General features: G+C 68.5%; 29 protein-coding genes and 1 pseudogene. 9 read left to right on the forward strand and 21 right to left on the reverse strand.

Going from position 1 to position 25,128, the window contains the following annotated elements:
• Window positions 1-4 precede the first annotated feature (4 nt).
• The 6 genes from BMX37_RS12345 to BMX37_RS12370 form a co-directional block, all read right to left on the reverse strand.
• On the reverse strand, window positions 5-1,726 hold the full coding sequence (locus BMX37_RS12345; protein WP_093666062.1) for a peptidoglycan D,D-transpeptidase FtsI family protein: 1,722 nt from the start codon (window positions 1,724-1,726) through the stop codon (window positions 5-7).
• Window positions 1,723-2,433 (reverse strand): hypothetical protein, encoded by a 711-nt coding sequence (locus BMX37_RS12350; RefSeq protein ID WP_093666063.1) that lies wholly within the window; start codon window positions 2,431-2,433, stop codon window positions 1,723-1,725. The genes BMX37_RS12345 and BMX37_RS12350 overlap by 4 nt, the downstream gene beginning before the upstream one ends.
• Complete coding sequence (gene rsmH / locus BMX37_RS12355; RefSeq protein WP_280139246.1) at window positions 2,430-3,398, reverse strand: 16S rRNA (cytosine(1402)-N(4))-methyltransferase RsmH; 969 nt, start codon at window positions 3,396-3,398, stop codon at window positions 2,430-2,432. Before rsmH ends, BMX37_RS12350 begins: the two co-directional genes overlap by 4 nt.
• Window positions 3,395-3,895 (reverse strand): division/cell wall cluster transcriptional repressor MraZ, encoded by a 501-nt coding sequence (locus BMX37_RS12360; protein ID WP_093666064.1) that lies wholly within the window; start codon window positions 3,893-3,895, stop codon window positions 3,395-3,397. Before BMX37_RS12360 ends, rsmH begins: the two co-directional genes overlap by 4 nt.
• A 305-nt stretch (window positions 3,896-4,200) precedes the next feature.
• A complete protein-coding gene (locus BMX37_RS12365) occupies window positions 4,201-4,470 on the reverse strand; it encodes a hypothetical protein (RefSeq protein WP_244501561.1) in 270 nt (89 codons plus the stop codon).
• A gap of 57 nt (window positions 4,471-4,527) precedes the next feature.
• The gene (locus BMX37_RS12370) at window positions 4,528-5,511 is read right to left on the reverse strand and encodes a cysteine synthase A (protein WP_093666066.1); all 984 of its coding nucleotides are present in this window, start codon (window positions 5,509-5,511) and stop codon (window positions 4,528-4,530) included.
• Between the two features lie 46 nt (window positions 5,512-5,557).
• On the opposite strand from BMX37_RS12370, the gene BMX37_RS12375 reads away from it, so the two are divergent.
• The 4 genes from BMX37_RS12375 (at window position 5,558) to aat (ending at window position 8,798) form a co-directional block, all read left to right on the forward strand.
• A complete protein-coding gene (locus BMX37_RS12375; RefSeq protein ID WP_244501562.1) occupies window positions 5,558-6,124 on the forward strand; it encodes a DNA-deoxyinosine glycosylase in 567 nt (188 codons plus the stop codon).
• A 27-nt stretch (window positions 6,125-6,151) separates the two neighbouring features.
• Entirely contained in the window at window positions 6,152-7,450 is a 1,299-nt protein-coding gene (locus tag BMX37_RS12380) for a Y-family DNA polymerase (RefSeq protein WP_093666067.1), read from the forward strand.
• A gap of 70 nt (window positions 7,451-7,520) precedes the next feature.
• A complete protein-coding gene (locus tag BMX37_RS12385; RefSeq protein WP_093666068.1) occupies window positions 7,521-7,901 on the forward strand; it encodes a hypothetical protein in 381 nt (126 codons plus the stop codon).
• 153 nt (window positions 7,902-8,054) lie between these two features.
• The gene (gene aat, locus BMX37_RS12390; RefSeq protein ID WP_093666069.1) at window positions 8,055-8,798 is read left to right on the forward strand and encodes a leucyl/phenylalanyl-tRNA--protein transferase; all 744 of its coding nucleotides are present in this window, start codon (window positions 8,055-8,057) and stop codon (window positions 8,796-8,798) included.
• Window positions 8,799-8,833: 35 nt separating this feature from the next.
• On the opposite strand, the pseudogene BMX37_RS19375 reads toward aat, so the two are convergent.
• The 5 genes and pseudogenes from BMX37_RS19375 to BMX37_RS12415 all read right to left on the reverse strand — a co-directional run.
• Window positions 8,834-9,283: pseudogene (locus tag BMX37_RS19375) on the reverse strand (DUF2155 domain-containing protein); the annotation flags it as partial.
• Between the two features lie 43 nt (window positions 9,284-9,326).
• Entirely contained in the window at window positions 9,327-9,722 is a 396-nt protein-coding gene (locus BMX37_RS12400; RefSeq protein ID WP_093666070.1) for an NADH:ubiquinone oxidoreductase subunit NDUFA12, read from the reverse strand.
• An 81-nt stretch (window positions 9,723-9,803) separates the two neighbouring features.
• Window positions 9,804-10,268: a DUF192 domain-containing protein gene (locus tag BMX37_RS12405; RefSeq protein ID WP_093666071.1), complete on the reverse strand. Its 465-nt coding sequence runs from the start codon at window positions 10,266-10,268 to the stop codon at window positions 9,804-9,806.
• On the reverse strand, window positions 10,268-10,834 hold the full coding sequence (locus BMX37_RS12410) for a cold-shock protein (protein ID WP_093666072.1): 567 nt from the start codon (window positions 10,832-10,834) through the stop codon (window positions 10,268-10,270). The genes BMX37_RS12405 and BMX37_RS12410 overlap by 1 nt, the downstream gene beginning before the upstream one ends.
• A 26-nt stretch (window positions 10,835-10,860) precedes the next feature.
• Window positions 10,861-11,433 carry a regulatory protein RecX gene (locus tag BMX37_RS12415; RefSeq protein ID WP_093666073.1) on the reverse strand — a complete coding sequence of 191 codons (573 nt, stop codon included), beginning with the start codon at window positions 11,431-11,433 and terminating at the stop codon, window positions 10,861-10,863.
• Window positions 11,434-11,538: 105 nt separating this feature from the next.
• Between BMX37_RS12415 and BMX37_RS12420 the strand changes: the two genes are divergently transcribed.
• Window positions 11,539-13,323 carry a fatty acyl-AMP ligase gene (locus BMX37_RS12420; protein ID WP_093666241.1) on the forward strand — a complete coding sequence of 595 codons (1,785 nt, stop codon included), beginning with the start codon at window positions 11,539-11,541 and terminating at the stop codon, window positions 13,321-13,323.
• A 152-nt stretch (window positions 13,324-13,475) separates the two neighbouring features.
• A complete protein-coding gene (locus tag BMX37_RS12425; protein ID WP_093666074.1) occupies window positions 13,476-15,833 on the forward strand; it encodes a putative bifunctional diguanylate cyclase/phosphodiesterase in 2,358 nt (785 codons plus the stop codon).
• Between the two features lie 69 nt (window positions 15,834-15,902).
• On the opposite strand, the gene BMX37_RS12430 is transcribed toward BMX37_RS12425, so the two are convergent.
• From BMX37_RS12430 to BMX37_RS12455, 6 genes are all read right to left on the reverse strand, one after another.
• On the reverse strand, window positions 15,903-16,256 hold the full coding sequence (locus BMX37_RS12430) for a DUF3140 domain-containing protein (protein ID WP_093666075.1): 354 nt from the start codon (window positions 16,254-16,256) through the stop codon (window positions 15,903-15,905).
• 69 nt (window positions 16,257-16,325) lie between these two features.
• A complete protein-coding gene (locus tag BMX37_RS12435; protein ID WP_244501563.1) occupies window positions 16,326-16,706 on the reverse strand; it encodes a ribose-phosphate pyrophosphokinase in 381 nt (126 codons plus the stop codon).
• Window positions 16,707-16,722: 16 nt separating this feature from the next.
• Window positions 16,723-18,117 (reverse strand): dihydrolipoyl dehydrogenase, encoded by a 1,395-nt coding sequence (lpdA, locus tag BMX37_RS12440; RefSeq protein ID WP_093666076.1) that lies wholly within the window; start codon window positions 18,115-18,117, stop codon window positions 16,723-16,725.
• Between the two features lie 47 nt (window positions 18,118-18,164).
• Window positions 18,165-18,551 (reverse strand): acyl-CoA thioesterase, encoded by a 387-nt coding sequence (locus BMX37_RS12445; protein ID WP_093666077.1) that lies wholly within the window; start codon window positions 18,549-18,551, stop codon window positions 18,165-18,167.
• Window positions 18,548-18,739 (reverse strand): hypothetical protein, encoded by a 192-nt coding sequence (locus BMX37_RS12450; RefSeq protein WP_244501564.1) that lies wholly within the window; start codon window positions 18,737-18,739, stop codon window positions 18,548-18,550. The genes BMX37_RS12445 and BMX37_RS12450 overlap by 4 nt, the downstream gene beginning before the upstream one ends.
• Window positions 18,740-18,761: 22 nt before the next feature.
• Window positions 18,762-20,144, reverse strand: coding sequence for a pyruvate dehydrogenase complex dihydrolipoamide acetyltransferase (locus BMX37_RS12455; protein ID WP_093666079.1), 1,383 nt, complete (start codon window positions 20,142-20,144; stop codon window positions 18,762-18,764).
• 131 nt (window positions 20,145-20,275) lie between these two features.
• Here BMX37_RS12455 and BMX37_RS12460 point away from each other — a divergent pair, with 131 nt between their 5' ends.
• Together BMX37_RS12460 and BMX37_RS12465 are read left to right on the forward strand one after the other, a co-directional pair.
• Window positions 20,276-20,731: a universal stress protein gene (locus BMX37_RS12460; protein WP_093666080.1), complete on the forward strand. Its 456-nt coding sequence runs from the start codon at window positions 20,276-20,278 to the stop codon at window positions 20,729-20,731.
• Between the two features lie 20 nt (window positions 20,732-20,751).
• Entirely contained in the window at window positions 20,752-21,543 is a 792-nt protein-coding gene (locus tag BMX37_RS12465) for a MipA/OmpV family protein (protein ID WP_212611443.1), read from the forward strand.
• Between the two features lie 97 nt (window positions 21,544-21,640).
• Here the strand turns inward: BMX37_RS12465 and BMX37_RS12470 are convergent, their stop codons facing one another.
• The 4 genes from BMX37_RS12470 to BMX37_RS12485 form a co-directional block, all read right to left on the reverse strand.
• Window positions 21,641-22,726 (reverse strand): RcnB family protein, encoded by a 1,086-nt coding sequence (locus BMX37_RS12470; RefSeq protein ID WP_093666243.1) that lies wholly within the window; start codon window positions 22,724-22,726, stop codon window positions 21,641-21,643.
• A gap of 124 nt (window positions 22,727-22,850) precedes the next feature.
• Window positions 22,851-23,333 (reverse strand): GAF domain-containing protein, encoded by a 483-nt coding sequence (locus tag BMX37_RS12475; protein WP_093666082.1) that lies wholly within the window; start codon window positions 23,331-23,333, stop codon window positions 22,851-22,853.
• Window positions 23,333-23,731 (reverse strand): alternative ribosome rescue aminoacyl-tRNA hydrolase ArfB, encoded by a 399-nt coding sequence (gene arfB / locus BMX37_RS12480; RefSeq protein ID WP_093666083.1) that lies wholly within the window; start codon window positions 23,729-23,731, stop codon window positions 23,333-23,335. The genes BMX37_RS12475 and arfB overlap by 1 nt, the downstream gene beginning before the upstream one ends.
• Entirely contained in the window at window positions 23,728-24,384 is a 657-nt protein-coding gene (locus tag BMX37_RS12485) for an RluA family pseudouridine synthase (RefSeq protein WP_093666084.1), read from the reverse strand. The genes arfB and BMX37_RS12485 overlap by 4 nt, the downstream gene beginning before the upstream one ends.
• 48 nt (window positions 24,385-24,432) lie before the next feature.
• On the opposite strand from BMX37_RS12485, the gene BMX37_RS12490 reads away from it, so the two are divergent.
• A complete protein-coding gene (locus tag BMX37_RS12490) occupies window positions 24,433-25,128 on the forward strand; it encodes a M15 family metallopeptidase (protein ID WP_170841962.1) in 696 nt (231 codons plus the stop codon).

A 25,128-nucleotide genomic window follows, 5' to 3' on the forward strand; every position in this document is an offset into this window, starting at 1 on the left:
CTCCTCAATTCGCGTCCGTCTGCTTCTCGCCCGGCGCCGTCCACAACAGCGGCAACAGGTCCGATTCGTCGATATCGTGGGTCGCGTCGGGGATGACGCCCAGCATCGCACCGACGCGGCTGACCACGCGCCCGACCACGGGTGCCGCGTTCCAGGCCGCGGTCTTCCAGCCAAAGGTTTCCTTCGTCGCCTGCGGGGAGTCCAGCATGGACAGCACGACATAGCGCGGATGGTCGATCGGGAACGTGCCGACAAAGGTCGCCATGTTGCGCGACCGGTCATATCCGCCGGCGGACGGCACCTCGCCCGTGCCCGTCTTGCCGCCCAGCCGATATCCCGGCGCATCGCCCTTGCGGCCGGTCCCCTTCATCACGATCAGGCGCAGCATCTGGCGCATGCGATAGCTGGTCGCCTCGCTGATCACGCGACGGCCCGCCGCGACGGGATGATCCGGCCCGACCTTGAGCAATGTCGACGGCCGCCAGGTACCGCCATTGACCAGCGCGGCATAGGCGGCGGCGAGTTGCAGCGGCGTGACGGCGATGCCGTGGCCATAGGCCGTCGTCATCGTGGTGGTGCGCGCCCAATAGGTCGGCCACAGCGGCCGGCCCTTTTCGCGAAGCTCGATATCGGGCTGCGTATTCAGGCCCAATTTGCGGAACATCGTCTGCAGGCGCTGCGGCCCCAGTTCGTCGGCCACGCGCGCGGTGGCGATGTTGGACGAATAGATCAGCAGTTCCGGCATGTTCAGCCAGCGCTTCGGATCGCCGCGCTCGTCATGGATGGTGAAACGCCCGACATGCAGCGGCGCGGTCGCATCGAAACGGCGGCTGATGTCCTTCACCACGCCGGTTTCCAGCGCGGTCGCCACGGTGATCGGCTTGAAGGTGGAGCCGAGCTCGTACACGCTCTGCACCGTGTTGTTGCGCAGCTGTTCGCTGCCCGACATGCCGACCCGGTTCGGGTTGAACGTCGGCAGCGACACCATGGAGATCACCTCCCCGGTGTCCACATCCAGGACGATGCCCGCCGCGCCGCGTGCCGAGAATGTCGCCATCGCCCGGCCCAGCTCGGACTCCATTGCCGCCTGCACGCGCGTGTCGATCGACAGGTGGACCGGGTGCCCGGTGGTGGACGGATCGAGCAGGCGGGTATCCAGCACGCGCTCCATGCCGCTCATGCCGTGGCCGTCGGTCGACAGAAAGCCCAGCGCGTGCGCGGCCAGCGTGGATTGCGGATAAAGCCGCTGGGTCTGGCGGCCGAACTCGATCGCCGGCTCACCGATCGCGTTGACCTGTTCGACCAGCGCCGGGCTGGCGCGCTGCTGCAACCAGACGAAGTTCACGTTGCGGGTCAGCTGGCGATAGAACCAGGCCTGATCGCCCCGGTCGGGCATCAGCGCCGCCAGCTTCGCCGCGATCTCCGCCGGATCGCCGAGCAGCTTCTTGGGATGCACCGCGATGGTCCACGCGTCGATCGTCCGCGCGAGCGGCGCACCGTTGCGGTCGACCAGATCGCCACGCGCCGCCAGCGTCGCCACCCGCGCCGTCTCGTCCGCCGGCGCGGCGAACACCGCCAGCTGCACCAGCCGGCCGATGACCAACAGCACCGCCGCAAGGAACAGCGCCAGCAGCATCATCAGCCGCGTGTGGCTGGTCGCGACCAGTTGCTGGCGCTGGCCGGCGCTACGCTGCTGAACGACGGGACGGGCGACCAGAACGCTCAACGACGGCGACCCGCCTCGGCCCGTGCGCCCGACAATAGGTCACCCAGCGTCGTATCGGACAACAACTTGCGATCCAGCATCGCCATCGCTTGCGGCCGCACCTTTGCGACCGCCGCGTTGGCGCGCTCGGCACTGGCCAGACGCGCCGCCGCCGGGGTGGCACGAGTCGGGACGGGCTCCAGCGCCTTGATCTTGGCGACGCGCGCTGGGCTGGCGCTCGCCACCGCAACCGGAGCCGATGCAGAGGTGCGGGCGGAGGCCATGCGCACCGGCGCACTGACGGCAACTGCGGGCTGCACGCGCGGGGGAGCGATCGTCGGCTGGACGGGAGTCACCGGCGGAACCGTCGCGACGACCGGCGCCGAAGGCACGACCATCAACGCCGCGGTCTGGATGCCCGGCGCGTTCGGTGCGCTGACGTCCATCGCCGCCAGTTGCGCCTCGTCGCCGACATACTGGCCGGCGACGGGCGCCGACAGGGCCAGCGTGTCGCCGTTCCACTTTTCCAGCTGGGCCAGATTGGCGCGCGTGTCGAACTCGGTTTCCAACGCGCGGATGTCCCGCTGCGCCGCCTCGATCTGGCGGTTCATCGCCTCCAACTTCTTGCGCTCGGCGGCGACCTGCAGCGACACCAGGTAGAAGCCGAGCACGATCGCGACGCAACTCGCGAACCAGCCCAGCCCCTTCAACCGATACGCCGCGATCATGCCACCACCTCTTCCAATTCGATCGGTTGATCCCAGGCCGGCGCAGCCGTGCGCCACGCCGTCCGCAACGTCGCGGAGCGCGCGCGCGGATTGCGTGCCAGTTCCGCCTCGCCCGCGCGCACCGCCTTGCCGACATTCTCGAAACTCGGCGTCCGTGTGGCCTTCACCGCGGGTAGATGACGCGAAGCTGAAGGGGCAGCACCCGAACGGTCGCGCAGGAACCGCTTCACCATGCGATCCTCCAGGCTGTGGAACGTCACCACCGCCAACCGGCCGCCGGGCTTCAGAACACGCTCCGCCGCCGCCAGACCGTCGGCCAGTTCGCCAAGCTCGCGGTTCACATGGATGCGGATCGCCTGGAACGCCCGGGTCGCCGGGTCCTTCTTGTCGTGCGGACGGTGGCCCAGCGCCTTGCGGATCACATTGGCCAGATCACCCGTGCGCGTGATCGGCCGCGCCGCGACGATCGCCCGTGCCACCCGGCGCGACTGACGCTCTTCGCCATATTGATACAGCACATCGGCGATCTCGCCCCCGTCCGCCTCGTTGACGAAGTCGGCGGCGGACAGCCCCTCCTGGCTCATCCGCATGTCCAGCGGTCCGTCCGCCTGGAACGAGAAGCCGCGGTCCGCTTGGTCGAGCTGCATTGATGAGACGCCGATGTCCATGACCACGCCATCGACGGGCGCGTCCAGCGCCTGCTCCATCGTGGAGAAGTCGGCGTGCACCAGTTCGAGCACACCGTCCGACGCGTCGACCAACGCCTGCCCGGATGCCACCGCCTGCGGATCGCGGTCGAACGCGATCACCCGCGCCCCCGTGCCTAGCAGCGCGCGGGTGTAGCCGCCCGCGCCGAACGTCGCGTCCACCATCGTCTGTCCGGCCATCGGCGCCAGCGCGGCGACCACCTCTTCCAGCAGCACCGGGATGTGCGGCGCGTTGAGGGGTGTGGCGGACGCGCTCACAGCTGCACGCCCTTTTCGGCCATGTAGAAGCGGATCATCTTCTTCACGGTCTTGTCCAGCGTCTCGTCCGCCAGAGCGGTCGCCGGGTCCCAGATCTCGATCCGGTTGTTCATGCCGAAGAAAAAGGCGTGCTGGCCGATATTGGCGTGGAAGCGCGGAAAGGCCGGCATGATGAAGCGGCCCGATCCGTCGAAGGGCACGGCCTCTCCCGCCATCGCGCGCCGCTGGATGTTGTAGTCGTAGCTGCCGTCGGCCGCCGTGTGCTCCGCCTCATGCGCGTCGAGCTGCGCGGCCTTCACCTCCACATAGGCGGGGTCATAGGCGACCAGGCATTCCTGCACCTCGTGCGGGCCGATGATGATGGTTCCGCCATCCTTGCCATCAGGACGCGGCGCGTTCGCCGCCAGCGTGGTGCGGAGCGCATTGGGGATCGCGACCCGGCCCTTGTCATCGACAAGACCGATCCCGTGCCCCTGATATCGCCCCCTGGATGCCACCTACGCCCTCGCACACGGCGGAAGCCTCACTGTCCCGGCGAGCGCCTGAAGGTCACCCGGCCCGATCGAACACGAACAGTGAATCTGCCGCCTTTGTCACGTCGCCAGACGTAACATAGGGCATATGGGGAAACAACGGGATATTCGGGGATAATCGGGGATTGGGCGACTAAGACCCTGTTTTCACTGCGTTCAACGCGTTTCGACGACGCACGCCCAAGGGCGCCAAGGCGCGGCAGAAGCGCGCGATTTGGCGATCACGGGGCGCGATCCCCGATTCTCCCCGGTCGTTCCGGGCCGTCATGTCAGTTGGCCGGCGAGGACGCGGCGTTGCCCGCGCTGGCGGTCACGCCCAGATCGGCAAGCGGCTCTCCACCCGAATCCGTGATGTTGGCGACGGTCATGTTTGCGACCACGTCGGCCCGCGACGCGCCTACGGCGGCGACCGGCCGCTCACGGTTTACGGCGCGCATCACCGCGCCCGCGATCCCGATCAACAGGATCACCGCGACCAAGCCGATCAGCCCGACCTTGGCACGCTGCATCGCTTGTGAAGTGTCTCGCGCGGTTGTCATGCGTCGGTCGCACGCCTTAGTCGATCGGACGCCCGATGTCGATTCGCGGCCATGGCGTCAGGTCGCCGCCGGCTCCACCAACCCCTTTTCGCGCCGCCATTCCGGGTTGTGCAGAGAGGAAAGATAGCGGAACCCGGTGTCGCACAGGATGGTCGCCACCCGCGATCCCGGACCCAGTTCGCGCGCCAGCCGGACCGCGCCCGCCACGTTGATGCCCGACGACAGGCCGAGGCACAGCCCTTCCTCGTCCAGCAGCCGGCGCACCCAGGCATAGCCCTCCTCGTCACCGATGCGATATTGCGTGTCGATCGGCGCCCCTTCCAGATTGGCGGTGATACGCCCCTGCCCGATTCCTTCCGCCAGGGAGGACCCTTCCGACTTCAACTCGCCACGTGCGTAATAGTCGAACAGGGCCGCGCCATGCGGGTCGCTGAGCGCGATCCTAACCCGTTCGTCCTTCGCCTTCAGGCCCAGCCCGACGCCCGCCAGCGTCCCGCCGGTTCCCACCGCACAGGTGAAGCCGTCGATGCGGCCGTCCATCTGTGCCCAGATCTCCTCCGCGGTGCCGGTGATGTGGGCGCGACGATTGGCGACGTTGTCGAACTGATTGGCCCAGATCGCATTGTCATGCTCCTCTGCTAGTCGCCGGCTGGTGTGCACGAAATGGCAGGGGCTTGAATAGGGCGCGGCCGGCACCAGCACCAGTTCGGCACCCAGCGCGCGCAGCGTGTCCATCTTCTCGCGGCTTTGCGTTTCGGGCATCACGATCACCGTGCGATAACCCTTGGCATTGGCGACCAGCGCCAGGCCGATGCCGGTATTGCCCGCCGTGCCCTCCACGATCGTGCCGCCGGGCCGCAGCACGCCCCGCGCCTCCGCATCCTCGACGATGCCCAGTGCCGCGCGGTCCTTCACCGATGCGCCGGGATTGGCGAACTCGCACTTGCCAAAAATGTCGGCGCCCGCCGCCTCGCTCGGCCCTTTCAGCCGGACCAGCGGGGTGTTGCCGATCAGGTTCAGCGTGTCGGGGATCGTGGTCATCGCTGCTAGATGGAGGCGCCACACGGTTCGGGCAAGCGAGCATGGCTTGGCGACGGGCAAGCTGGACACGCCCCACTCCCGCGGCGCATGCACCGCGCCGATGGCCCCTGACGACGCGTTGAAGACCTCCTTCCCTCCGGTGACCAACACGGCCACCCGCGTGCTGGTGCTGGGCAGCCTGCCCGGCGACCGATCGCTGAAGGAAAGGCGCTACTACGCACACCCGCAGAACCAGTTCTGGGCGCTGGTCGGCGCGGCGGTCGGCCGCGACCTCGCATCGCTGACGTACCCGGATCGGCTGACCGCGCTGCTCGCATCGGGCATCGGATTGTGGGACGTGATCGGCACCGCCCGGCGGCAGGGGAGCAACGACGCGGCCATCCGCGACCACCGCGCCAACGATCTGCGCGCCTTGTGCGATCAACTGCCCCATCTGCGCGCGATCGCCTTCAACGGCGCGACCGCGGCGCGTATCGGCACTGCCGAACTCGGCGCGCAGGACGACGGTCGCGGTATCGCGCGACTGACGCTGCCGTCGTCCAGCCCGCTGCATACCGTTGGCGTCGCCGCGAAATTGCCTGACTGGATGGCGATACGCGACTTCCTGAATTGAACATGTTCTCCTATTGTTCACATCGAAATGAGTCGTGTCCTCGCCCTGCCGCCGCGTCCGCTGCGCTGGCTGTTCCTTGACCTGAACAGCTATTTCGCCAGTTGCGAGCAGCAGCTTCAGCCAGCCCTGCGTGGCCGGCCCGTGGTGGTCGCGCCGGTCGGGACAGACACCACCGTGGCGATCGCGGCATCCGTGGAGGCGAAGCGGTTCGGCATTTCCACCGGCACGCCGATCTGGGAGGCGAAGCAGCGGTGCCGCGAGTTGGTCGTCACCCCCGCGCGACACGAGCGCTATGTCGCCTTTCACGACGCGATCGTGGCGGAGGTCGGCCGCCACATTCCCGTCACCCAGATCTGCTCGATCGACGAAATGGCGTGCCGGCTGCTCGACAACGAAAACGCGCGCGACGATGCGGTGGCCCTGGCGCTCCGGATCAAGGCGGGCATTCGCGAACGCGTCGGCACCTGCCTCACCTCATCGGTCGGCATCGCGCCCAACCGGTTGCTGGCGAAGCTCGCCTCCGACCTGCAGAAGCCGGACGGACTGGTGGTGTTCGAGGAGTCCGACCTGCCCCATGCGCTGTTCCGGCTGAAGCTGACCGACATCGCCGGGATCGGCACCAACATGCAGCGGCGCCTCGCCCGCGACGGGGTCAACGACATCGCCCAGCTGTGCGAACGCACCCCGCGCCAGGCCGGCGGCGCATGGGGCGGGAGGGACGGCGACCGGCTATGGTTCCTGCTCCACGGCGTTGACCTGCCCGGCCGCGCCAGCAGGACCCGCACGGTGGGGCACAGCCACGTGCTCTCGCCCGGACGTCGCGGCGCGGAACCGGCCCGGCTGACCGCCCGCCGCCTGGCGCTGAAGGCGGCGAGCCGTTTGCGGCGCAAGGGCTTTCGCGCCCGCCTGCTGGTGCTGCATGCCCGGTTCGAGGACACAAAGGCTCCCTGGCGCGGCTCCATCCGCCTGCCCGCGACGGAGGACAGCTTCACCGTCCTGCGCCACCTGGACGCGCTGTTCCCCCGCCTCCACGCCGCCGCACGCGAACGGCCGGGCGGATTTCGGCTGCGCATGATCGGCGTCACGCTTGCGGAGATCGAGCCGGCGGAGGCGCAACAGGGTTCGCTGTTCGCGCACCTGTCGCCCGACGATCCGCTCGCCCGCGAGACACGGGGCCTGTCCCTGTCGCGGGCGATGGACCGGATCAACGCGCGCTTCGGCCGCAACGCGGTCGCCGTCGGGCCGCTGAACGGCGGCCGGCTCGACCGCATCGGCACCAAGATCGCGTTCGGCCGCATACCGGAGCCGGGGGAGTTCCACGAATAGTTCCGGTATGCGACACCCGCATCATCAACGCTTGACGCGATTTGCTGCATGCGCGAAGCGACCGGGCGCTATGAAGAGCCCCCTTCTCCTCCCCACCGCCGTCCTGCTGCTCGGCTTGTCCGCCTGCAACAAGTCCCAGCCCCAGGTCGTTGAGTCCAACCCAGATCCGATGGCGACCGCGCTCGCCAATCGCCCGCCGGTCGAGCTGCCGCCGTCGATCAAGGCGGACAAGACCATGCGCTGCAAGGACAACAGCCTGGTCTATGTCACCTTCTTCGATGGTGAGAAGCAGGCGCTGGTCCGCACGGAGAAGACGGGCACCCCGACCCGCCTGACCGCACCCGCTGCCGGCGAGCCGCTGACCGCGGAAGGCGGCTGGAAGATGACGGGCACCCCCGCCACCATCACGCTGACCCGTCCGGGCAAGGCAGCGCTGTCCTGCAAATCCTGACGGTCTGATCAGGGCTAGACTCCATTCGGGTCGGCAGCATCGCTGCCGGCCCTTTTTCATGGCTCCACATCGCACAGCCGACCGGCCGGCATCTCCGTTACGGCCGCGAACGTGCTTGCCAGTCCGGCCGGGCCCGTCCACCCTTGCCGGCCGATGACCTCTCTCGATCCGCAACTCGTCCTTGGCGCCTATGCCGTGGGGGTGTTCCCGATGGCGGACGGCCGCGATGCGGACAGCGTCTATTGGGTGGAGCCACGCACGCGGGCGGTGATGCCGCTGGACGGGTTCCGCCTGTCGCGGTCGCTGCGCAAGGTCATCGCAGGCAACCGCTTCCGCGTGACCGCCGACACCGCCTTCGGTGCGATGATCGACCTTTGCGCCGAACAGGCGGAGGATCGGCCGGACACGTGGATCAATCCCGGTATCGCACAGGTCTTCGCGCGGCTGCATGCCATGGGTTTCGCCCACTCGATCGAGTGTTGGGATGGCAACCGGCTGGTCGGGGGATTGTACGGCCTGGCGCTGGGCCGCGCCTTTTTCGGCGAGTCGATGGTCAGCCGCACGAGCAACGCATCGAAAGTGGCGCTGGCCTGGCTGGTCGCCCGGCTGAGGGCGGGTGGCTACACGCTGCTCGACTGTCAGTTCCAGACCGACCACCTCGCCTCGCTTGGCGCGGTGGAGATCAGTCGGGCCGATTACGTCGCGTTGCTTTCGGAGGCACTGTCCGGCGTGGTGGGTGCGGGGCTGACGGCGGGTGCGTCGCCCGATGCCGCATCGGCGGCCGGCGACTTCTTCGCTTTGGACCGGGCCGGTCGATCGGCGGCGGCGTCACCCGACAGTGTGTCGGCGGCGTTGTCCGGCCACGACATCGTGCAACTCTTGACCCACACGTCGTAGACCGGGTGTTGCACCACGTTCAGCGCCGGACGCTCCTTGAACAGCCAGCCTGAGAAATAGCGGCGCCAGTGCCGGTCCGTGCCCTTGGCATCCAATTGGACGAACGCGCCGGTCAGCTGTTCCTGCTCCCACGGCGCCGCCTTCTCGCACGCACGCAGGCGGATCACCGCATCGCCGACGCGTACAGCAGCCCCCGGCTTCATCGTCAGGTCGCGGCTGACGCCGTTGCGCTTGTTCAGCAGGCCCAGCACCGCGACGCGCTGCGCCATCGGTGTACCGCCGGTCGGCAGCGCCGATGTGGTCGCGTCCACCGTCTCGATGGTTTCCGCCGGCGCGGCATCGTGGTCGCCGCCGGGCACGAGCGCCGTTTCGGAAGGTTCGACGAAACCGGCCCGCTGCCGCTGCCACGCCTGCCATCCGAACCAGCCGCCGACCAGGACGGCCAGTGCCAGCACGGCGATCGCGATCGCGCGCCCATGTTTCATGCGCGGTCCCCGACGCCACGGCGCCAGGGGACGCCGGCGCGGCTCACGCGTCCGGGGTCCAGGCTTCGTAATCGCCGGTCGCCGCCTGGCGATGGCCGCCCTTCTCCAGGGCGCCGGGCGGACGATAGGCGAGCGCGGTGCCCGTCATGTTCGCGACGGCCGGCTTCTGCCACGTGCGACGCGGCGGCAACGCACGGTCGGGTACGTCGTCGATCTGGTGGTGCAGCCAGCCGAACCATTCGGGGGGCACGCGGCTGGCGTCGTTGGAGCCACCATAGATGACCCAGCGCCGCGGGCGCCCCATGGTGTCGCTTCCACCCTGCCAATAGGCGTTGCCCAACGCATCCTCACCCACCCGGGTCTTGCCGCGCAGGCCGTACAGCACGGTGCTCCAGCTTGCGCCGTTCCACCAGGTGAAGGGGTTGAGGTTGATGCCCATGCGCCCGCGCTTACCCTCGGCAGCGTCTGCCTTCAACCATTCATGCCGACGAGGAGGAGCGGAGGCCGGGGATCGCGCGCGTCACCGCTTGGGCGGCAGCGTCACGCGATCACCCTCCGCCAGGCCCAGTTCGCCCGCACGGCCGCCGACCAGTTCCAGCACCGCCGCGACCGGCTCGTTGGACGATATCGGCTGTTCCGAATAGGGCACGGTGTTCTCCGCGATGCGCGCGATCGTGCCGTCGGCTCGGATGAATAGGATGTCGAGCGAGGTCGGCGTGTTCTTCATCCAGAAACTGGCCACGCGCGGCGAGCTGCCATCGGGCGGGTACGGATAGAACAGCATGCCGCCGTCCTTTTTCAGGTCGGTACGGAACATCAGACCGCGTTCCTGAGCCTCGGGCGTGCTGGCCGCTTCGACGGACAATCTGGTCGAGCCGGACGATCCCGCCAGCGTCACCGGCACCGTTCCCGTCGGCGTCGGATCAGACCGGGCGCAGCCGCACAGCAACAGGGTCGTCGCGACGATCAGCATGGGCGTGCGCATCACTGGTCCTCCGCCCGCCGTTCCTCGACGACGACCGCCAGCGGCCCCTTGTGCGCGTCCGCGATGCGGGCCCGCATCGGCAGGTCGGGCTCGATCCCCGTCAACCCGGCGCGGCGCAGCGTCTCCATATGGACGAACACGTCGCTGCCGTCGCTGTCGCGCACCAGGAAGCCATAGCCCTTCAGGCGATTGAACCATTTCACTGTCACGCCCTCGAACGATCCCGCATGGTCAATCAGCGACACGGGATCGATCCGATCCCCTTCGCGCCGCGCCCGTGGCTGCACCTCCTCCACCGCGCCCGTCAGGTCGATGCCGACGATCTCGCGCGCCTGATAGCCACGGCCGCGCAGAACCGCCCGCGTCTCAACGCGCGCGCCCTCGGGCAGGCTGCGCCGGCCGTGCGGTTGCAGAACGGAAAAATGGATCAATATGTCGCCCAGCGCCGGATCGTCCGCCACCGCGAATCCGAACCCGCGCGTGCCGTCGAACCACTTGATCGTGCCATCGGCCGCGATCAGGTCGCCCGTATCGGCGTTCCCGTCCCTGTGCGTGTCCTCGCGCATGTTCGTTGCCCCCAACGAGCCCTCTGCTAGCATGGTTCGACGTCATCGCAACGCACCAGTGCCGTCAAATCGTCCGCAAACGGCTCCCCAGGCGGGGTTTCGAGGATTTGGCGGGCCAGCGACAGGCCGTGCCCCGCGCGCAGCATGGCGGCGAGCTGCTTTTCGCGCACCGCGCGATCGGCCGGCTGCGTGGCGAACGGCCCCAGTCGCCGCCGCCTGGCAAAGGTCATTGCCGATTCGACCGCCGCCGCCTCGACCTGGGGCGCGACGGTCGCCGCGTCCTCGGCATCGATGCCCGCCGCGCGCAGCGTCACTTTCACCCGTCGCTCGCCCAACCCGCGTCGCGCCATGCCCCGCGCCCGCGCCTCCGCAAAGGCGAGATCGTCGATATAGCCGAGTTGCGCCATCCGCTCCGCCACCGCCACGGGGTCGGCGGGCGGCCCGTCCCAGCCGCGCTCCCGCACCTTGCGGCGCAGGTAATCGGCCAGCTTTCCCCGCGTCGTCGCGAACCGCTCCACATAGCGGAGCGCCAGCCGGTCGAGCTTTGCGGCGTCCAGCGGGGGCGGGCGGCGCCGCTCGGGATGGGATGGCGGGGACATCAGGCCATGTTTGTGCCACAGTGACGACCGAATGATAAATGGGGATCGCTCGCCGGGCGCTTTCCATGACCGAATTGCATGACGAACCGGGACACTGATCTGCCGATGACCACCGACCGCCAGCCAACGGGCTCCCCCGTGCCGACGCCCCCGGTTTCGCTCGTCCCGACGCCAAGCGTGGACGACATGCCACGCCGCTTCGCGGACTTCGCGACGCTGGGCGAGGCATTGGACTATGCGGCGAAGGGCGAGCGCGGGCTGAACTTCCACGACGCGCGCGGCACGCTGGTGCGCCCTTATCCCTTCGCGGAACTGCGCCGCGATGCGTTGGAGGCGGCGCATCGCCTGATCGCGTCGGGCATCGCGCCGGAGGATCGGATCGCGCTGGTGGCGGAAACCGGACCCGAATTCGCGGCCCTGTTCTTCGGCGCAGTCTATGCCGGCGCATGGCCCGTACCGCTGCCGCTGCCGACATCGTTTGGCGGTCGAGACTCCTATGTGGAACAGTTGCGCGTGCAGCTGGCCAGCTGCGACCCGCGCATGCTGATCTTTCCGGCCGAACTCGCGCCCATGGCCTCGGAGGCCGCGCGCCTGGCCGATGTCGAGGGGATCGACTGGGAAAGCTTTGCCACCCGCGAGGCGCCGGCCGGTTCGCTGCCCGCTGCCGACACCGACGCGATCTGCTACCTGCAATATTCCAGCGGCTCGACGCGCTTTCCCCATGGCGTCGCGATCACCCACCGCGCGCTCCTCAACAATCTCGCCGCGCACAGCCATGGCATGGAGATCGCGGGCACTGACCGCTGCGTCTCGTGGTTGCCCTGGTACCACGACATGGGGCTGGTCGGCTGTTTCCTGTCGCCGGTCGCCAACCAGGTGTCGACCGACTATCTGAAGACGGAGGATTTCGCGCGGCGTCCGCTGGCGTGGCTGGACCTCATCACCCGCAACCAGGGCACCACCCTCTCCTATTCGCCGACCTTCGGCTACGACATTTGCGCCCGGCGCATGTCGTCGCAGACCAAGGCGTCGGACCGGTTCGACCTGTCGCGCTGGCGCGTGGCCGGCAACGGCGCCGACATGATCCGCCCCGATGTGATGCAGAGCTTCGTGGACGCGTTCGCCGACGCCGGCTTCCGCGCCTCGGCCTTCCTGCCCTCCTATGGTCTGGCGGAGGCGACGTTGGCGGTGTCGCTGATGCCGCCGGGTGAGGGCATCCGGGTCGAGTTGGTCGAGGAGACCGAGCTGTCCGGTGGCGGTCACGGCCAGACCGGCCCGCAACGCCGGCCTCAGCGGTTCCGTGCGATCGTGAACTGCGGCAAGCCGGTGCGCGACATGGCGGTCGAAATCCGCGAGGAGGACGGCACACCCCTGCCCGATGGCGCGATGGGCAAGCTGTGGTGCAAGGGGCCGTCGGTGATGGTCGGATATTTCCGCGATCCGGAGGCGACCGCCGCCTGCATGACGGATGGGTGGCTGGACACGGGCGACATGGGCTACATGTCCAACGGCTATATCTACATCGTCGGCCGCGCCAAGGACATGATCATCGTCAACGGCCGCAACCACTGGCCGCAGGACATCGAATGGGCGGTGGAACAGCTGCCCGGCTTCAAGGCCGGCGACATCGCCGCGTTCGCGATCACCACGCCGGGTGGCGAGGAGACGCCGGCCGTGCTGGTCCAGTGCCGCGCATCCGATGAGGAGGAACGCGTCCGCCTGCGCGAGGAGATTCGGGAGCGGGTCCGCTCCGTCACCGGCATGAACTGCGTGATCGAGCTGATCCCGCCACGCACCCTGCCGCGCACCAGCTCGGGCAAGCTCAGCCGGGCAAAGGCGCGCAACCTGTATCTGGCCGGAGAGATCAAGCCGTACGATCTGGCCGCCTGATGCACGACCGACCTTGAGCAGGGCTCGCTTCGGCTCGGCGCCGCAGGAGGGTCCCTCAAGGTCGAACGTGGAATAACAGGCCGACGCTTTTTTTGCGGGTTTCCGCTCGGGTTGCAAACGATCCGCTAACCTCGACCCGCTACGCCGGGCGCGTGACCACGACACCCGCTTCCGACACCAGCAACGCCGACCTGTCATGGCCGGTCCTTCTCGGCCTGCGCGCGGGATCCGACCCCGCGGAATGGGGCCGCATCCGCGCAAGCCAGCTGCACGCCGCGCGCGGGCTAGCCGTGTTCCTGCTCGGCGTGAACCTCGTCTGCGCGGCCCTGACGGTGTCGCTTTTCATGGAGGCCACGCCGCTGCTGCCCTTGGCCGGATGGGCGGCGCTGGTCACCGCGGTCGCCGCGACGATCAGCGTACGACGCCTGTCCACGCCGCGCGTGCCGGACGGCTATGTCTCTATGGAGACTTTGCGCAAGACGGCGTGGGAGGGTGCCGCGCTGGCGCTGGCGTGGTCGGTGCCGCTGTTGCTGTTCGGATCGCAGCCCGGATCGCCGTCGGCCTATGGCCTGTGGCTCGTCATGTCGCTGCTGATGATCGCGACCGTGCTGGCGCTGTCGCCACTCGCCTTGTCCGCGCTGCTGTTCCTGGGCATCCTCGGCCTGGTCGGTACCGTCAACGTCGCGCTGGCGGGGGAGCAGGTCGCCGCGATCGCGACGGCGCTGGTCACCGGCCTGCTGGTCTTCGCGTGTCTCAACCGCGCCCGGTCGCTGGTGGTCATCCGCGCCGCCGAGCTGGCTCTGAGCGAGCGCGACGACACCGTCAGCCTGTTGCTGCGGGAGTTCGAGGATTCGGGCGCCGACTGGCTGTGGGAAACCGATTCCGCGCGACGGGTGGTCAAGGCCAATCCCCGTTTCGCCTTTGCCTGCGGCTTCGACCCGCTGACCATGAACGGCATGCCGCTGTTGCAGGTGCTGGCCGGCCCGGCTTGGGAAACCGGCAATTTCGCCGCCGGGCTTCGCCAGCTCGCCGAGAAGCTGAAGAGCCGCGAGAGCTTTCGCGACCTGCGCCTGCCCGTCCACGTCAAGGGCGAGGAACGCTGGTGGGAGATTTCCGCCAGCCCCCGGTTGGATGAACGCGGCACGTTCTGCGGCTTTCGCGGCGTCGGCTCCGACGTCACCGAACAGCGCGCTTCGGCCGACAAGATCAACCGCATGGCCCGGTTCGACACGCTGACCGGCCTGCCCAATCGCCTGATGATCAACGAAACGCTGGTCCGCGCCATGCAGGAAGCGGACAAATGGGGTTCCCGCTCCGCGTTCATGATGCTTGATCTCGACCGGTTCAAGGCGGTCAACGATACGCTCGGCCATCCGGTCGGCGACCGGCTGCTCGGCCGCGTGTCGGAACGGCTGGCGCAGTTGATGAGCCCGAACGAGATGTGCGGCCGGCTGGGCGGCGACGAGTTCGCCGTCGTGATCCGCGACGCGCGCGACACCGGCGCGGTGGAGGCGCTGGCCCATCGTATCATCGAAACCCTGTCGCGCCCTTATGAGGTCGACCAGCATACGCTGCACGTCGGCGCGTCCGTCGGCCTGGCGGTCGGTCCGCGCGACGGGCGCACCGCGGAAATGCTGATCCGCTCCGCCGATCTGGCGCTGTACCGCGCCAAGGATGCCGGCCGTGGCGTGTTCCGCACGTACGAGCCGCAATTGCACGTTCAGGCGGAGGAGCGCCGCGTCCTCGAAATGGCGCTGCGCAAGGCGATCGAGAACAACGAGATGCACCTCAACTACCAACCGGTGGTGGACGCGGGCACCGGCGGACTCACCGGCTTCGAGGCGCTGTTGCGCTGGACCCACCCGGAACTGGGGCCGATTTCTCCCGCGAAGTTCATCCCGTTGGCGGAAGAGGCCCGGCTGATCGAATCGATCGGCGAATGGGTGCTGCGGACGGCCTGTGACGAGGCGGCAAGCTGGCCGTCCCACATCCGCATCGCGGTGAACGCGTCCGCCGATCAGTTGCAGAACGCGAATTTCGTCACGGTGGTCACCTCCGCCCTCGCCAACAGCGGCCTGTCGGCGGAACGGCTGGAGCTGGAGGTCACCGAAAGCGTGTTCATGCACGAAGGGCTGGGCGCGACCAAGACGTTGGAACGCGTGCTGGACCTGGGCGTCCGGCTAAGCCTGGACGATTTCGGCACCGGCTATTCCTCACTCGGCTACCTGTCGCGCACCCGATTCTCGTCGATCAAGATCGACCGCAGCTTTGTGCAGGGCGCATCCAAGGGCGTGCGCGAAGCGATCGCGATCATCCGCGCGGTGGTCGCGCTGGCCAAGAGCCTGGGCATGGCCACCACGGCGGAGGGCGTGGAGACGGAGGCGGAGCACCAGATGGTGCAGGACCTGGGCTGCACCAAGGTTCAGGGCTTCTACTTCGGCCGCCCCCTGCCGGTCGAGGAGGCTCGCACGCTTGCCAACCGCCGTTGGAGCGACGCGCAGGCTGCATGACTTGAGGACGCGCTCGTCAGTCCCAGTGGCTGACGGCGCGCTTTTACGCAGCGATCGGGGACGCGGCGTTCAGGCCTTGGCCGGGTCGTGGCCCCAGTTCATCAGCGAATAACGCCAGCGGGAATGCTCCTTGTCCTCCGCCGGTCCGCCTTGTGCCAGGTGACGGTGCACATAGCCGATCACCTTCTTCATGTGCGCGTAATCGTCGTCGGTCAGGTCCGCCTTCTTCTTGCGCTTGATCGCGACGATCAGCGTGCCGGAATGATGGCCGACGCTCTCGCCCGATCCATGGCCATCCTCGCCCTTCCAGCCCACTTCCTTGGACTCGGGCGTATCCAGCCATTTTTCCAGCGTGGCGGGGCTCATGTTCACCGCGCGATCGAAATCGGCGTGTAGCGTTTCACGAGCATCCTGTTCGGCCATCGGGCACCTCCTTGTGCCGGCTGAACGCGAGTTTCACGCGGGAGTTGCGCGAGTGCCGATGCGACTGGCTCAACGGTCCCGCCAGAAGCGGAAGGCGATGCGTTGCAGGCGCTCCACCTCGTCCATCGCACCCGGTCCGACCCACGCGCCGGCATAACCCGTCTCGGCGACATGGCCGGTCCACCATCCCTGCCCCGGCAGACCGTCGGCCGCTCGGACCACCAGCACCGCCAGTTCCGGCTCGTCGGCCACCACAGCATCGGCATCGATCCGGTCCAGGGTCCGGCACAGCGCGCGCATCTTCGGTCGGGAGAATGCCAGGCCCAGCCGTCCCAGCAGTCCGGAATAGCTGACTGCGTGACCCTCCGCAGCCGCCTCGATCAACAGCGCGCGGACGCGTGGCACGTCCGCGATGGCGGAGGCGGGGCCGTTGGAGAACGCCTCCGCCACCCCGCCCCGCTCAGGATCAGAAGTGCAGCGCGCGGCCGTAGGCGCCGAGGATGCTTTCATGCATCATCTCGGACAGGGTCGGGTGCGCGAACACCGTTTCCATCAGTTCGTGCTCGGTCGTCTCGAGCTGGCGCGCGATCACATAGCCCTGGATCAGTTCGGTCACTTCCGCCCCGATCATGTGCGCGCCGAGCAGTTCGCCGGTCTTCGCGTCGAACACCGTCTTCACGAAGCCCTCGGCCTCGCCCAATGCGATCGCCTTGCCGTTGCCGATAAAGGGGAATTTGCCGACCTTCACCTCATGACCCGCTTCCCTGGCCTTCGCCTCGGTCAGGCCGACGCTCGCGACCTGCGGCCGGGCATAGGTACAGCCCGGGATGTTCCAGGTCTCGAACGGGCGCGGATCCTTGCCCGCGATCTTCTCGATGCAGACGATCCCCTCATGGCTCGCCTTGTGCGCCAGCCAGGGCGCGCCGGTCACGTCGCCGATCGCATAGATGCCCTCGACATTGGTGCGGCCGAAGCCATCGACCTTGATCTGGCCGCGCTCCGTCTCGACGCCCAGCGCCTCCAGCCCGATATTCTCCGTGTTGGGCACGATGCCGATCGCGACGATCACATGGCTGTAATCCTCGACAGCGACCTTTCCGTCCTTGCTCTTGATCGACGTCTTCACCCCGTCGGCGCCCGTCTCGATCTTTTCGACACCAGCGCCGGTCAGGATCCTGATCCCCTGCTTGGTGATCTGCTTCTCCATGAACGCGGACACTTCCTCGTCCTCGACCGGCAGGATGCGGGGCAGCATCTCGACGATCGTCACTTCTGCGCCCATGTCGTGGTAGAAGCTGGCGAACTCCACGCCGATCGCGCCCGATCCGATGACCAGCAGCTTGGTCGGCATCACCTCCGGCACCATCGCATGGCGGTACGTCCAGATGCGCTTCCCGTCAGCCTTGGCGAAGGGCAGGTCGCGCGCGCGGGCGCCGGTCGCCACCATGATGTGCGGCGCGGTCAGCTCGGTCGTCTTGTCGCCCTGCTTGACCGACAGCTTGCCCTTGCCCGTAAGAGCGCCGACGCCCTCGTACACGGCGACCTTGTTCTTCTTCATCAGGCCCTTGACGCCGGCGTTCAGCTGGCCCGCCACCTTGCGGCTGCGATCGACGATCTTGCCCAGGTCGAACCCGACATTCTCCGCCTTCAGCCCGTAATCGGCCGCGTGGGTCATGTAATGGTACACCTCCGACGTGCGCAGCAGCGCCTTGGTCGGAATGCACCCCCAGTTCAGGCAGATGCCACCCAGCCGCTCGCGCTCCACGATCGCGACCTTCATGCCCAACTGGCTCGCGCGGATCGCCGCCACATAGCCGCCGGGGCCGGAGCCGAGGATGATGAGGTCGAAATTGTCAGCCACTGATTGCTCCTTGAGGGAGATGTCTTGAAGAATATGGGAAGGGGCGATCAGCCCGCCATCCCCGCCACGCGCCGCGGTTGGCGATCCTCGCCGATGGCGACGAAGACGAAGCGGGCCTGCGTCACCTTGTACGCCTCGTCCGAATGACGGCCGCGGCGCCATGCCTCGACCTCGATCGTCATGGACGTGTTGCCGGTCGCGACCAGCGTCGCATAGACCGACACCTCGTCGCCGACGATCACCGGGCGGTGGAACTTCATCCCCTCCACCGCGATCGTCACCGCGCGTCCGCCGGCATGGTGCGACGCGACGGAGCCGGCGGCCAGATCCATCTGCCCCATCAGCCAGCCGCCGAAGATGTCGCCATACGGATTGGCGTCGGCCGGCATCGCAGTGACGCGGATCGTGGGATAGGTCGTGGGCAGGCTGGTCATCTCGTTTCCCTGTCCAACGCGACCGCACGGCGCAGCGGCGCGATGCCCATCAGCACGGTCGCAACCATGGCGAACACACCGCATCCCCAGATCACGTCGCCGCCGAGCGGATAGGCCCAAGCGGCACCACCGGCGACCGCGGCGGCGATCAGCAGCCCCGCCGCGATGTACAGGAGTTCGGTCAGCACGTGCCGCCCCACCACCGATGCCTCAGGCGAGCATGCCCAGCGGCTTCTCGACCAGCGTCTTGAACGCGCGCATCAGCTCGGCCCCGTCGGCGCCGTCGATCGCGCGATGGTCGAAACTGCCGGTCGCGGTCATGATCGTCGCCACGCCCAGGCTGCCGTCGTCCAGCACCCATGGCCGCTTCTCGCCCGCGCCGACGGCCAGGATCATGCCCTGCGGCGGGTTGATGACCGCGTCGAACTGCTTGATCCCGTACATGCCCATGTTGCTGAGCGAGGCGGTGCCGCCCTGATATTGTTCGGGCTTCAGCTTGTTGTCGCGGGCCAGCGCGGCCAGTTCCTTGATCTCCGTCGCGATCGCCGACAGCGACTTGCTGTCCGCCTCCGTCACGACCGGGGTGATCAGCCCGGTCGGCGTCGACACGGCGACCGAGATGTCCGCGCGCTTGAAGCTGATCAGCTGGTCCGGCGTGAACATCACGTTGCACTTGGGCACCTGCACCAGCGCCACGGCCAGCGCCTTCACCAGCAGGTCGTTGACCGACAGCTTGACCCCACGCGATTCGAGCGAGGCGTTCAGCTCGCCGCGCAGCGCCAGCAAGGCATCCAGCTTCACGTCCACCGTCAGGTAGATGTGCGGCACCGTCTGCTTCGACTCGGTCAGGCGGCGCGCGATCGTCTTGCGGATGTTCGACAGCTTCGTCGCTTCGTGCGGGATGTCGGGCACCTGCGCCGGCTTGGGCGCGGCGGCGGCGGGTGCCGGGGCGGACGCCGTCTCGGTGGCAGCCTGCGGCTTCGCGGCGGCGCCGGTTTTCGCGCCCTCCACGTCGGCGCGGACGATTCGGCCATTGGGCCCGGACCCGGTCAGCGCGGACAAGTCCACGCCCTTTTCGGCCGCGATGCGCCGTGCGAGCGGACTGGCCTTCACCCGATCGCCGGTCGACTGACCGGCAGCGGCTCCCTTGTCGTCGGCGGGCTCGGCATCGCCGGTCGCGGGGCGGCCATGATCCTCGGCCTGGGCGTCGGTACGTTCGACGGGCTTCGCCTCGCTGCCGGTCTTGTTGGGATCGCTGGCCTCGGGCGTGCCCTTGAACACCGGATCGGTCGGCTGTGGCGTTTCGGACTTGGTCGCGCCGCCGGCGCTGGCGGCCGCGGACACGTCCTCACCCTCTTCGGCCAGGATCGCGATCACGGAGCCAACCTTCACATTGTCGGTGCCCTCGGTGACCAGCACCTTGGCGATGACGCCCTCGTCCACCGCCTCGAATTCCATGGTGGCCTTGTCCGTCTCGATTTCGGCCATGATGTCGCCGGACTTGACGGTGTCGCCTTCCTTGACGAGCCAGCGCGCCAGCGTGCCCTCCTCCATGGTCGGCGACAGCGCGGGCATCTTGATCTCGATGGGCATGAACGTCCTCGGGGGGTCTTGGTTTGGCCACCCTCTCGCGCCCTCGTCCCGCCGGGTCAAGTTTTGCGTCCCCGTTGCGCGGCTTTGCGCATCCGCTTGCAGGACGATGCGCGCTCCGCCACGATGCGGTGATGCGCATCTATCTCGTGGTCATCGACGACAGTCCGGAGGCGGAGGTCGCCCTGCGTTTCGCCGCGCGGCGAGCGGTGAAGACCGGCGGCGGGGTGGAGATCCTGTCGCTGGTGCCGCCGCAGGAGTTCATGGCGTTCGGCGGGGTACAGGCAACGATCGAGCAGGAAGCGCACCAACATGCGGAAGGGCTGGTCGCCGCGGCGGCGGGCACGCTGATCGAGGAGTCCGGCCTGCGCCCCTCCATCACCGTCCGCGAGGGTGAGGGGCCGAAGGTAATCCGGGAGATGATCGCCGCGAACGGCGACATCGCCGCGCTGGTGCTGGGCGCCGCCGCCAGCGGCGCGCCCGGCCCGCTGGTCACCCATTTCGCCGGCGCAGATGCCGGCGCGCTGCCCGTACCCGTGATGATCGTGCCCGGTTCGCTGACCCCGGAGGCGATCGACCGACTCAGTTGAGGACACCCATGTCGCTACGCATGCTCACCCTTTGCGCCGTTGCAGCCGGAACCGTCGCAGCCGCACTGGCGCAACCCGCCCTTGCTCAGGATGCGAAGGACGCGCCGCGCCGGTACCGCGTCGCGCTGGGGCCGCAGGTGCTGCCCAGCTATCCCGGTGCGGACGGCTCCAGGTTGCGGCCGTTGATGGACCTCGATCGCGCGCGCGGCGACACGCCGTTCCCGTTCGAGGCGCCGGACGAAAGTTTCGGACCCGGCCTGCTTCGAACGAACGGGTTCGAGTTCGGGCCCGCGGTCGGCCTGGACGGGCGTCGAACGCGCGGGGACACCGACGACCGCCTGCCGCGGATCAGATCGGCCGTGGAGATCGGCGGCTTCGTCAATTACCAGGTCGCACCGGCCTTTCGCCTGCGGACGGAGGTGCGGCGCGGCGTTCGCGGCCATCATGGATGGATCAGCACGATCGGTGCCGATTACGTCACACGTGACGCCGATCGCTGGCTGTTCTCGCTGGGGCCGCGCGTGACGCTGTCGGACGGGCGGTACAACCGCACCTATTTCGGCATCTCTCCGGCCGACGCCGTTGCTGCCGGCCTGCCAGCCTATCGTCCGGGCGCGGGCCTGCAGGCGCTGGGCGGCACGGCGGGGCTGATCCGGCAATTCACGCCGCATTGGGGCATCTACGCCTACGCCAAATACGACCGGCTCGTCGACGATGTGGGCCGGTCGCCGGTGCTGGCGGCGTTCGGATCGCGCAACCAGATCTCGGGCGGCGCTGCACTGACCTACACCTTCGGCAAGGGGATGCGCTGACCTCTCGCCGGCCCCAAGAGCAATGTCGCCCCGGGTTACCCCGAGGCGACACAGCGGACGACCGCGAACGGCCGTCCTCCCCACTGCACGAAGGGGATCAGCGGCAGTAGCAGCGCGGCCTTGATGCCCGGCGCTTCCTGTACACCTTGTGCGCGACCGGGCGGCTATAGGTCACGCGGTCCTCATAGACGTCGGTCGTCGTCGTGGTGGTCACGACAGGGGCGCTCTGCACCGTCACGGTCGTCGTGCCGCCGCCATAATAGCCGCCGCTGCTGGTGGTCACCACCGTGGTCGCCCCATCCGGCGAGGTCCAACTGTTCGGCCCAGCCCAGCCGTTCGGCCCAGCCCAGCTATTTGGCCCAGCATAGTCGGCGCCATAGCCCGCATAGGGCGCGGGCGGATAAGGCTCCGCCGAGTACGGCGCCACGGGCGGACGCCGACGGCGGCGATCCTGCGACTTGTCGACGGCATAGCCCGCGGCCGCTCCTACGCCGGCGCCGATCAGCGTCCCGCCCAGCCGATTGCCGCGCCCCGCGATCAGGTTGCCCGCCACGCCGCCCGCCACGGCACCCACGGCCGCGCCGCCCAGCCCGCTGCTGCGGTCGGCATCATAGCTGCGGTCATAGGCAGGAGGCGGCGGATAGTCCGCGCCGTACCCGTCGCTGTAGCCACCGCTGTACCTGCCATCGTCATATCCGCGCCCGGCGTCGACGGGCGCAGGGTAGGCAGGCGCGGGATACGTGGCGGCGGTATAGGCGGGACCGCCCAGGCCGTCCCAATCCAGACCCGTCACGCTGTCATACACCGACCCGCGCGTGTCGATCAGCACGGCGTCATCATAATATCGCGACCAGTGATACCCCTGCGGCGGCGTCGACAGGCCATAGGTCGACCAGTCGTTGACGGCGAAGCGCGGCGCGATCCAATATGTCGGCAGGGCATAGCCGCGCGCCGGCCGGCGGTACGCACTCCAGCCACCGGGCGCGTTCGATCCGCCCCACCAGCGTCCGTCTACCCGGCTGCCCCAACGGCTGGTCCGCGGTGCCGTCGTCGAAGCAGGCGCCGGGTACGCACCAGGATAGCGGCGCGCCGTGTCCGGACCACCGACGCGCGTTTGCGCCGTCGCATCCCCGCCGGCCAGCAACGCCATGCCGGCCACTGCGCCGAACAGAAGCATCCGCATCTCGATCAACTCCCCGTTTGCCAGGCCGAAACCTACCATTACTTGCCGCAACGCGCGATTGGTTACGGCGTTGCTTACCGAACGGCGCGGGGAGCCGCCAGTCGGTGGGCCGTCCCGAAACGGGTCAGCCCAGGCGGTCAGCCAGCAGCGCCGCCACCGCCTCGCACCCGCGTGCATCGTCCGTGTCGAATCGCGCCGGAATTGGGCTGTCGAGATCGAGGACACCCAACACCACGCCGTCACGGACCAGCGGCACGACCAGTTCCGACCGGCTCGCCGCGTCGCAGGCGATGTGGCCGGGAAAGGCGTGGACGTCCTCCACCCGCTGCGTCGCGCGCGTCGCCGCCGCCGTGCCGCACACGCCCTTGCCGACCGGGATGCGGATGCATGCCGCCTTGCCCTGGAACGGCCCCAGCACCAGCTCACCGTCGACCATCCGGTAAAAGCCGGCCCAGTTCAGGTCGGGCAGGTACTGCCAGATCACCGCCGCCGCGTTTGCCATGTTGGCGATGGCATCGGGCTCGTCGGCGGTCAGCGCGTCGACCGCGGCCAGCAGGTCGCGGTACAAATCCTCTTTGCTGCCGGTGGCCACGTCGAACGCGTACATCAGTCGGTCCTTACCTTTCCACGCGCGGCCTTGATCGCGCCGCGTCCCTTTTTCTCGTCCACGCGCTTCGCCTTGGCGGACCGGCTGGGCTTCGTCTTCACCCGCCTCGCCTCACGCTTTTCCGCCTCGGTGAGGAGTTCGGCCAGTCGTTGGCGCGCATCCTGCCGGTTCGCCTCCTGCGTCCGGTATCGCCGCGCCGTCAGCACCAGCGTCCCGCCGCTCGTCAGCCGACTGCCCGCCAGCACCTTCAACCGCCGATAGGTTTCCGGATGCAGGCCCAAGCGGAAGACATCGACGCGCAGCTGGCACGCGGTCGCCACCTTGTTGACATTCTGTCCGCCCGGACCGGTCGCCGCCAGGAAGCGTTCGTCGATCGCCTCCTCCGGCACGGGGATCATCCCAGAAGCTCCGCCGGCCATTCGCCGAACCGAGCTGGCAAGGGCGCCTCCGCCACGATCGCCGGCTTGGCACCGCGCGGCACGGTCAGCGCGGCCGCATGCAGCAACATGCCGGCCCGGTCGGCGCGGCCGTACACCGGGTCGCCAGTCACCGGCACGCCCAGCCCGCTTGCCGCATGAACGCGGATCTGGTGGGTGCGCCCTGTGTGGGGGAGGAACTCCACCATCGCACGCCCGTCGCGCACGCCGAGCAGCCGCCAGTCGGTGCGCGCCGCCTTGCCCTTCGGATCGGCGACCATGCGCCATCCTTCCTCGACGCTGGACACCTTGGCGAGCGGCAGGTCGATCGTACCACTTTCGCCCTGCGGCACCCCGTCGAGCACAGCCAGGTACCGCTTCTGCACCTCCCCACGCTCGAACGCCTGGCCGAATCGCGCACCCGCCTTCGGATTGCGCGCCAGCAACAGGCAACCGCTGGTGTCGCGGTCCAGACGGTGCACGGCGGTCGGCCAGCGTTGAAAGCCTAGGCGCAGCGCCTCCAGATGGTTTTCCAGGCTGAGCGATCCATCACGCGGGCGGTCGACGGGCAGCCCGGCGGGCTTGTCGATCACCAACGCCTCGCCATCGATGAACAAGATACGGTCGGGGTCCATGTCCACTCGCCCTTGCCACTCCCGCGCGCGCCATGCCAGTGCCACGTCATGCGCCGCTCCCATCCCGCTCTCCGTCCGGTGACCGTCCTGCGCGGTCTCGCCATGTTCGCCCTGGCTCTCCCGGCCGACGCGCTGGCACAGGGGTGCGAGGCGCGGGCGCCGGTTTCCGCCGACGGACGCATGCTGGGGCACCTGCCCTATGGCGAGGCAGCGGCCGCCGACCTGATCTCCGCGCCGGACGGCTTTGGCTTGCGCGGCGGGTGCCGCATCCGGCGAGAGGTGCTGGCCGATCTGCAACGCCTTCTCGCCGCCGCCAGCGCGGACCCGTCCACGCGCGGCACCCTGCGCGCGGTGTCGTGCCATCGCGGCATTGCGTGGCAACAGTCGGTGTTCTGTCGGGAGTTCAATCCGAATGCCGCCGACCGCGCGATCTCCGTCGCGCCGCCGGGCCACAGCGAGCATTCCACCGGCTATGCCATCGATTTCGCGATCCGCCCGTCGCCCAATTGTCCCGATGCGGAGGCGTGCATGGCCGCGCTGCCGGCGGCGAAATGGCTGCGCATCAACGCGCCGAGATACGGGTTCGAACAATCCTTCCCCGGCGGCAACAAACAGGGCGTCAAGTGGGAACCGTGGCACTGGCGCTGGGTCGGCACATCCGCCACCGCGCCCGGTGCGGCGCGCGCACGGTTCCTGTTCGCACGGGCCCGGCGGGACTTCCCCGCCGAACCCGCCGTCGATTGA

It is taken from the genome of Sphingomonas gellani (assembly GCF_900110035.1).
In the GTDB taxonomy this organism is placed as follows: Bacteria; Pseudomonadota; Alphaproteobacteria; order Sphingomonadales; family Sphingomonadaceae; genus Sphingomonas; species Sphingomonas gellani.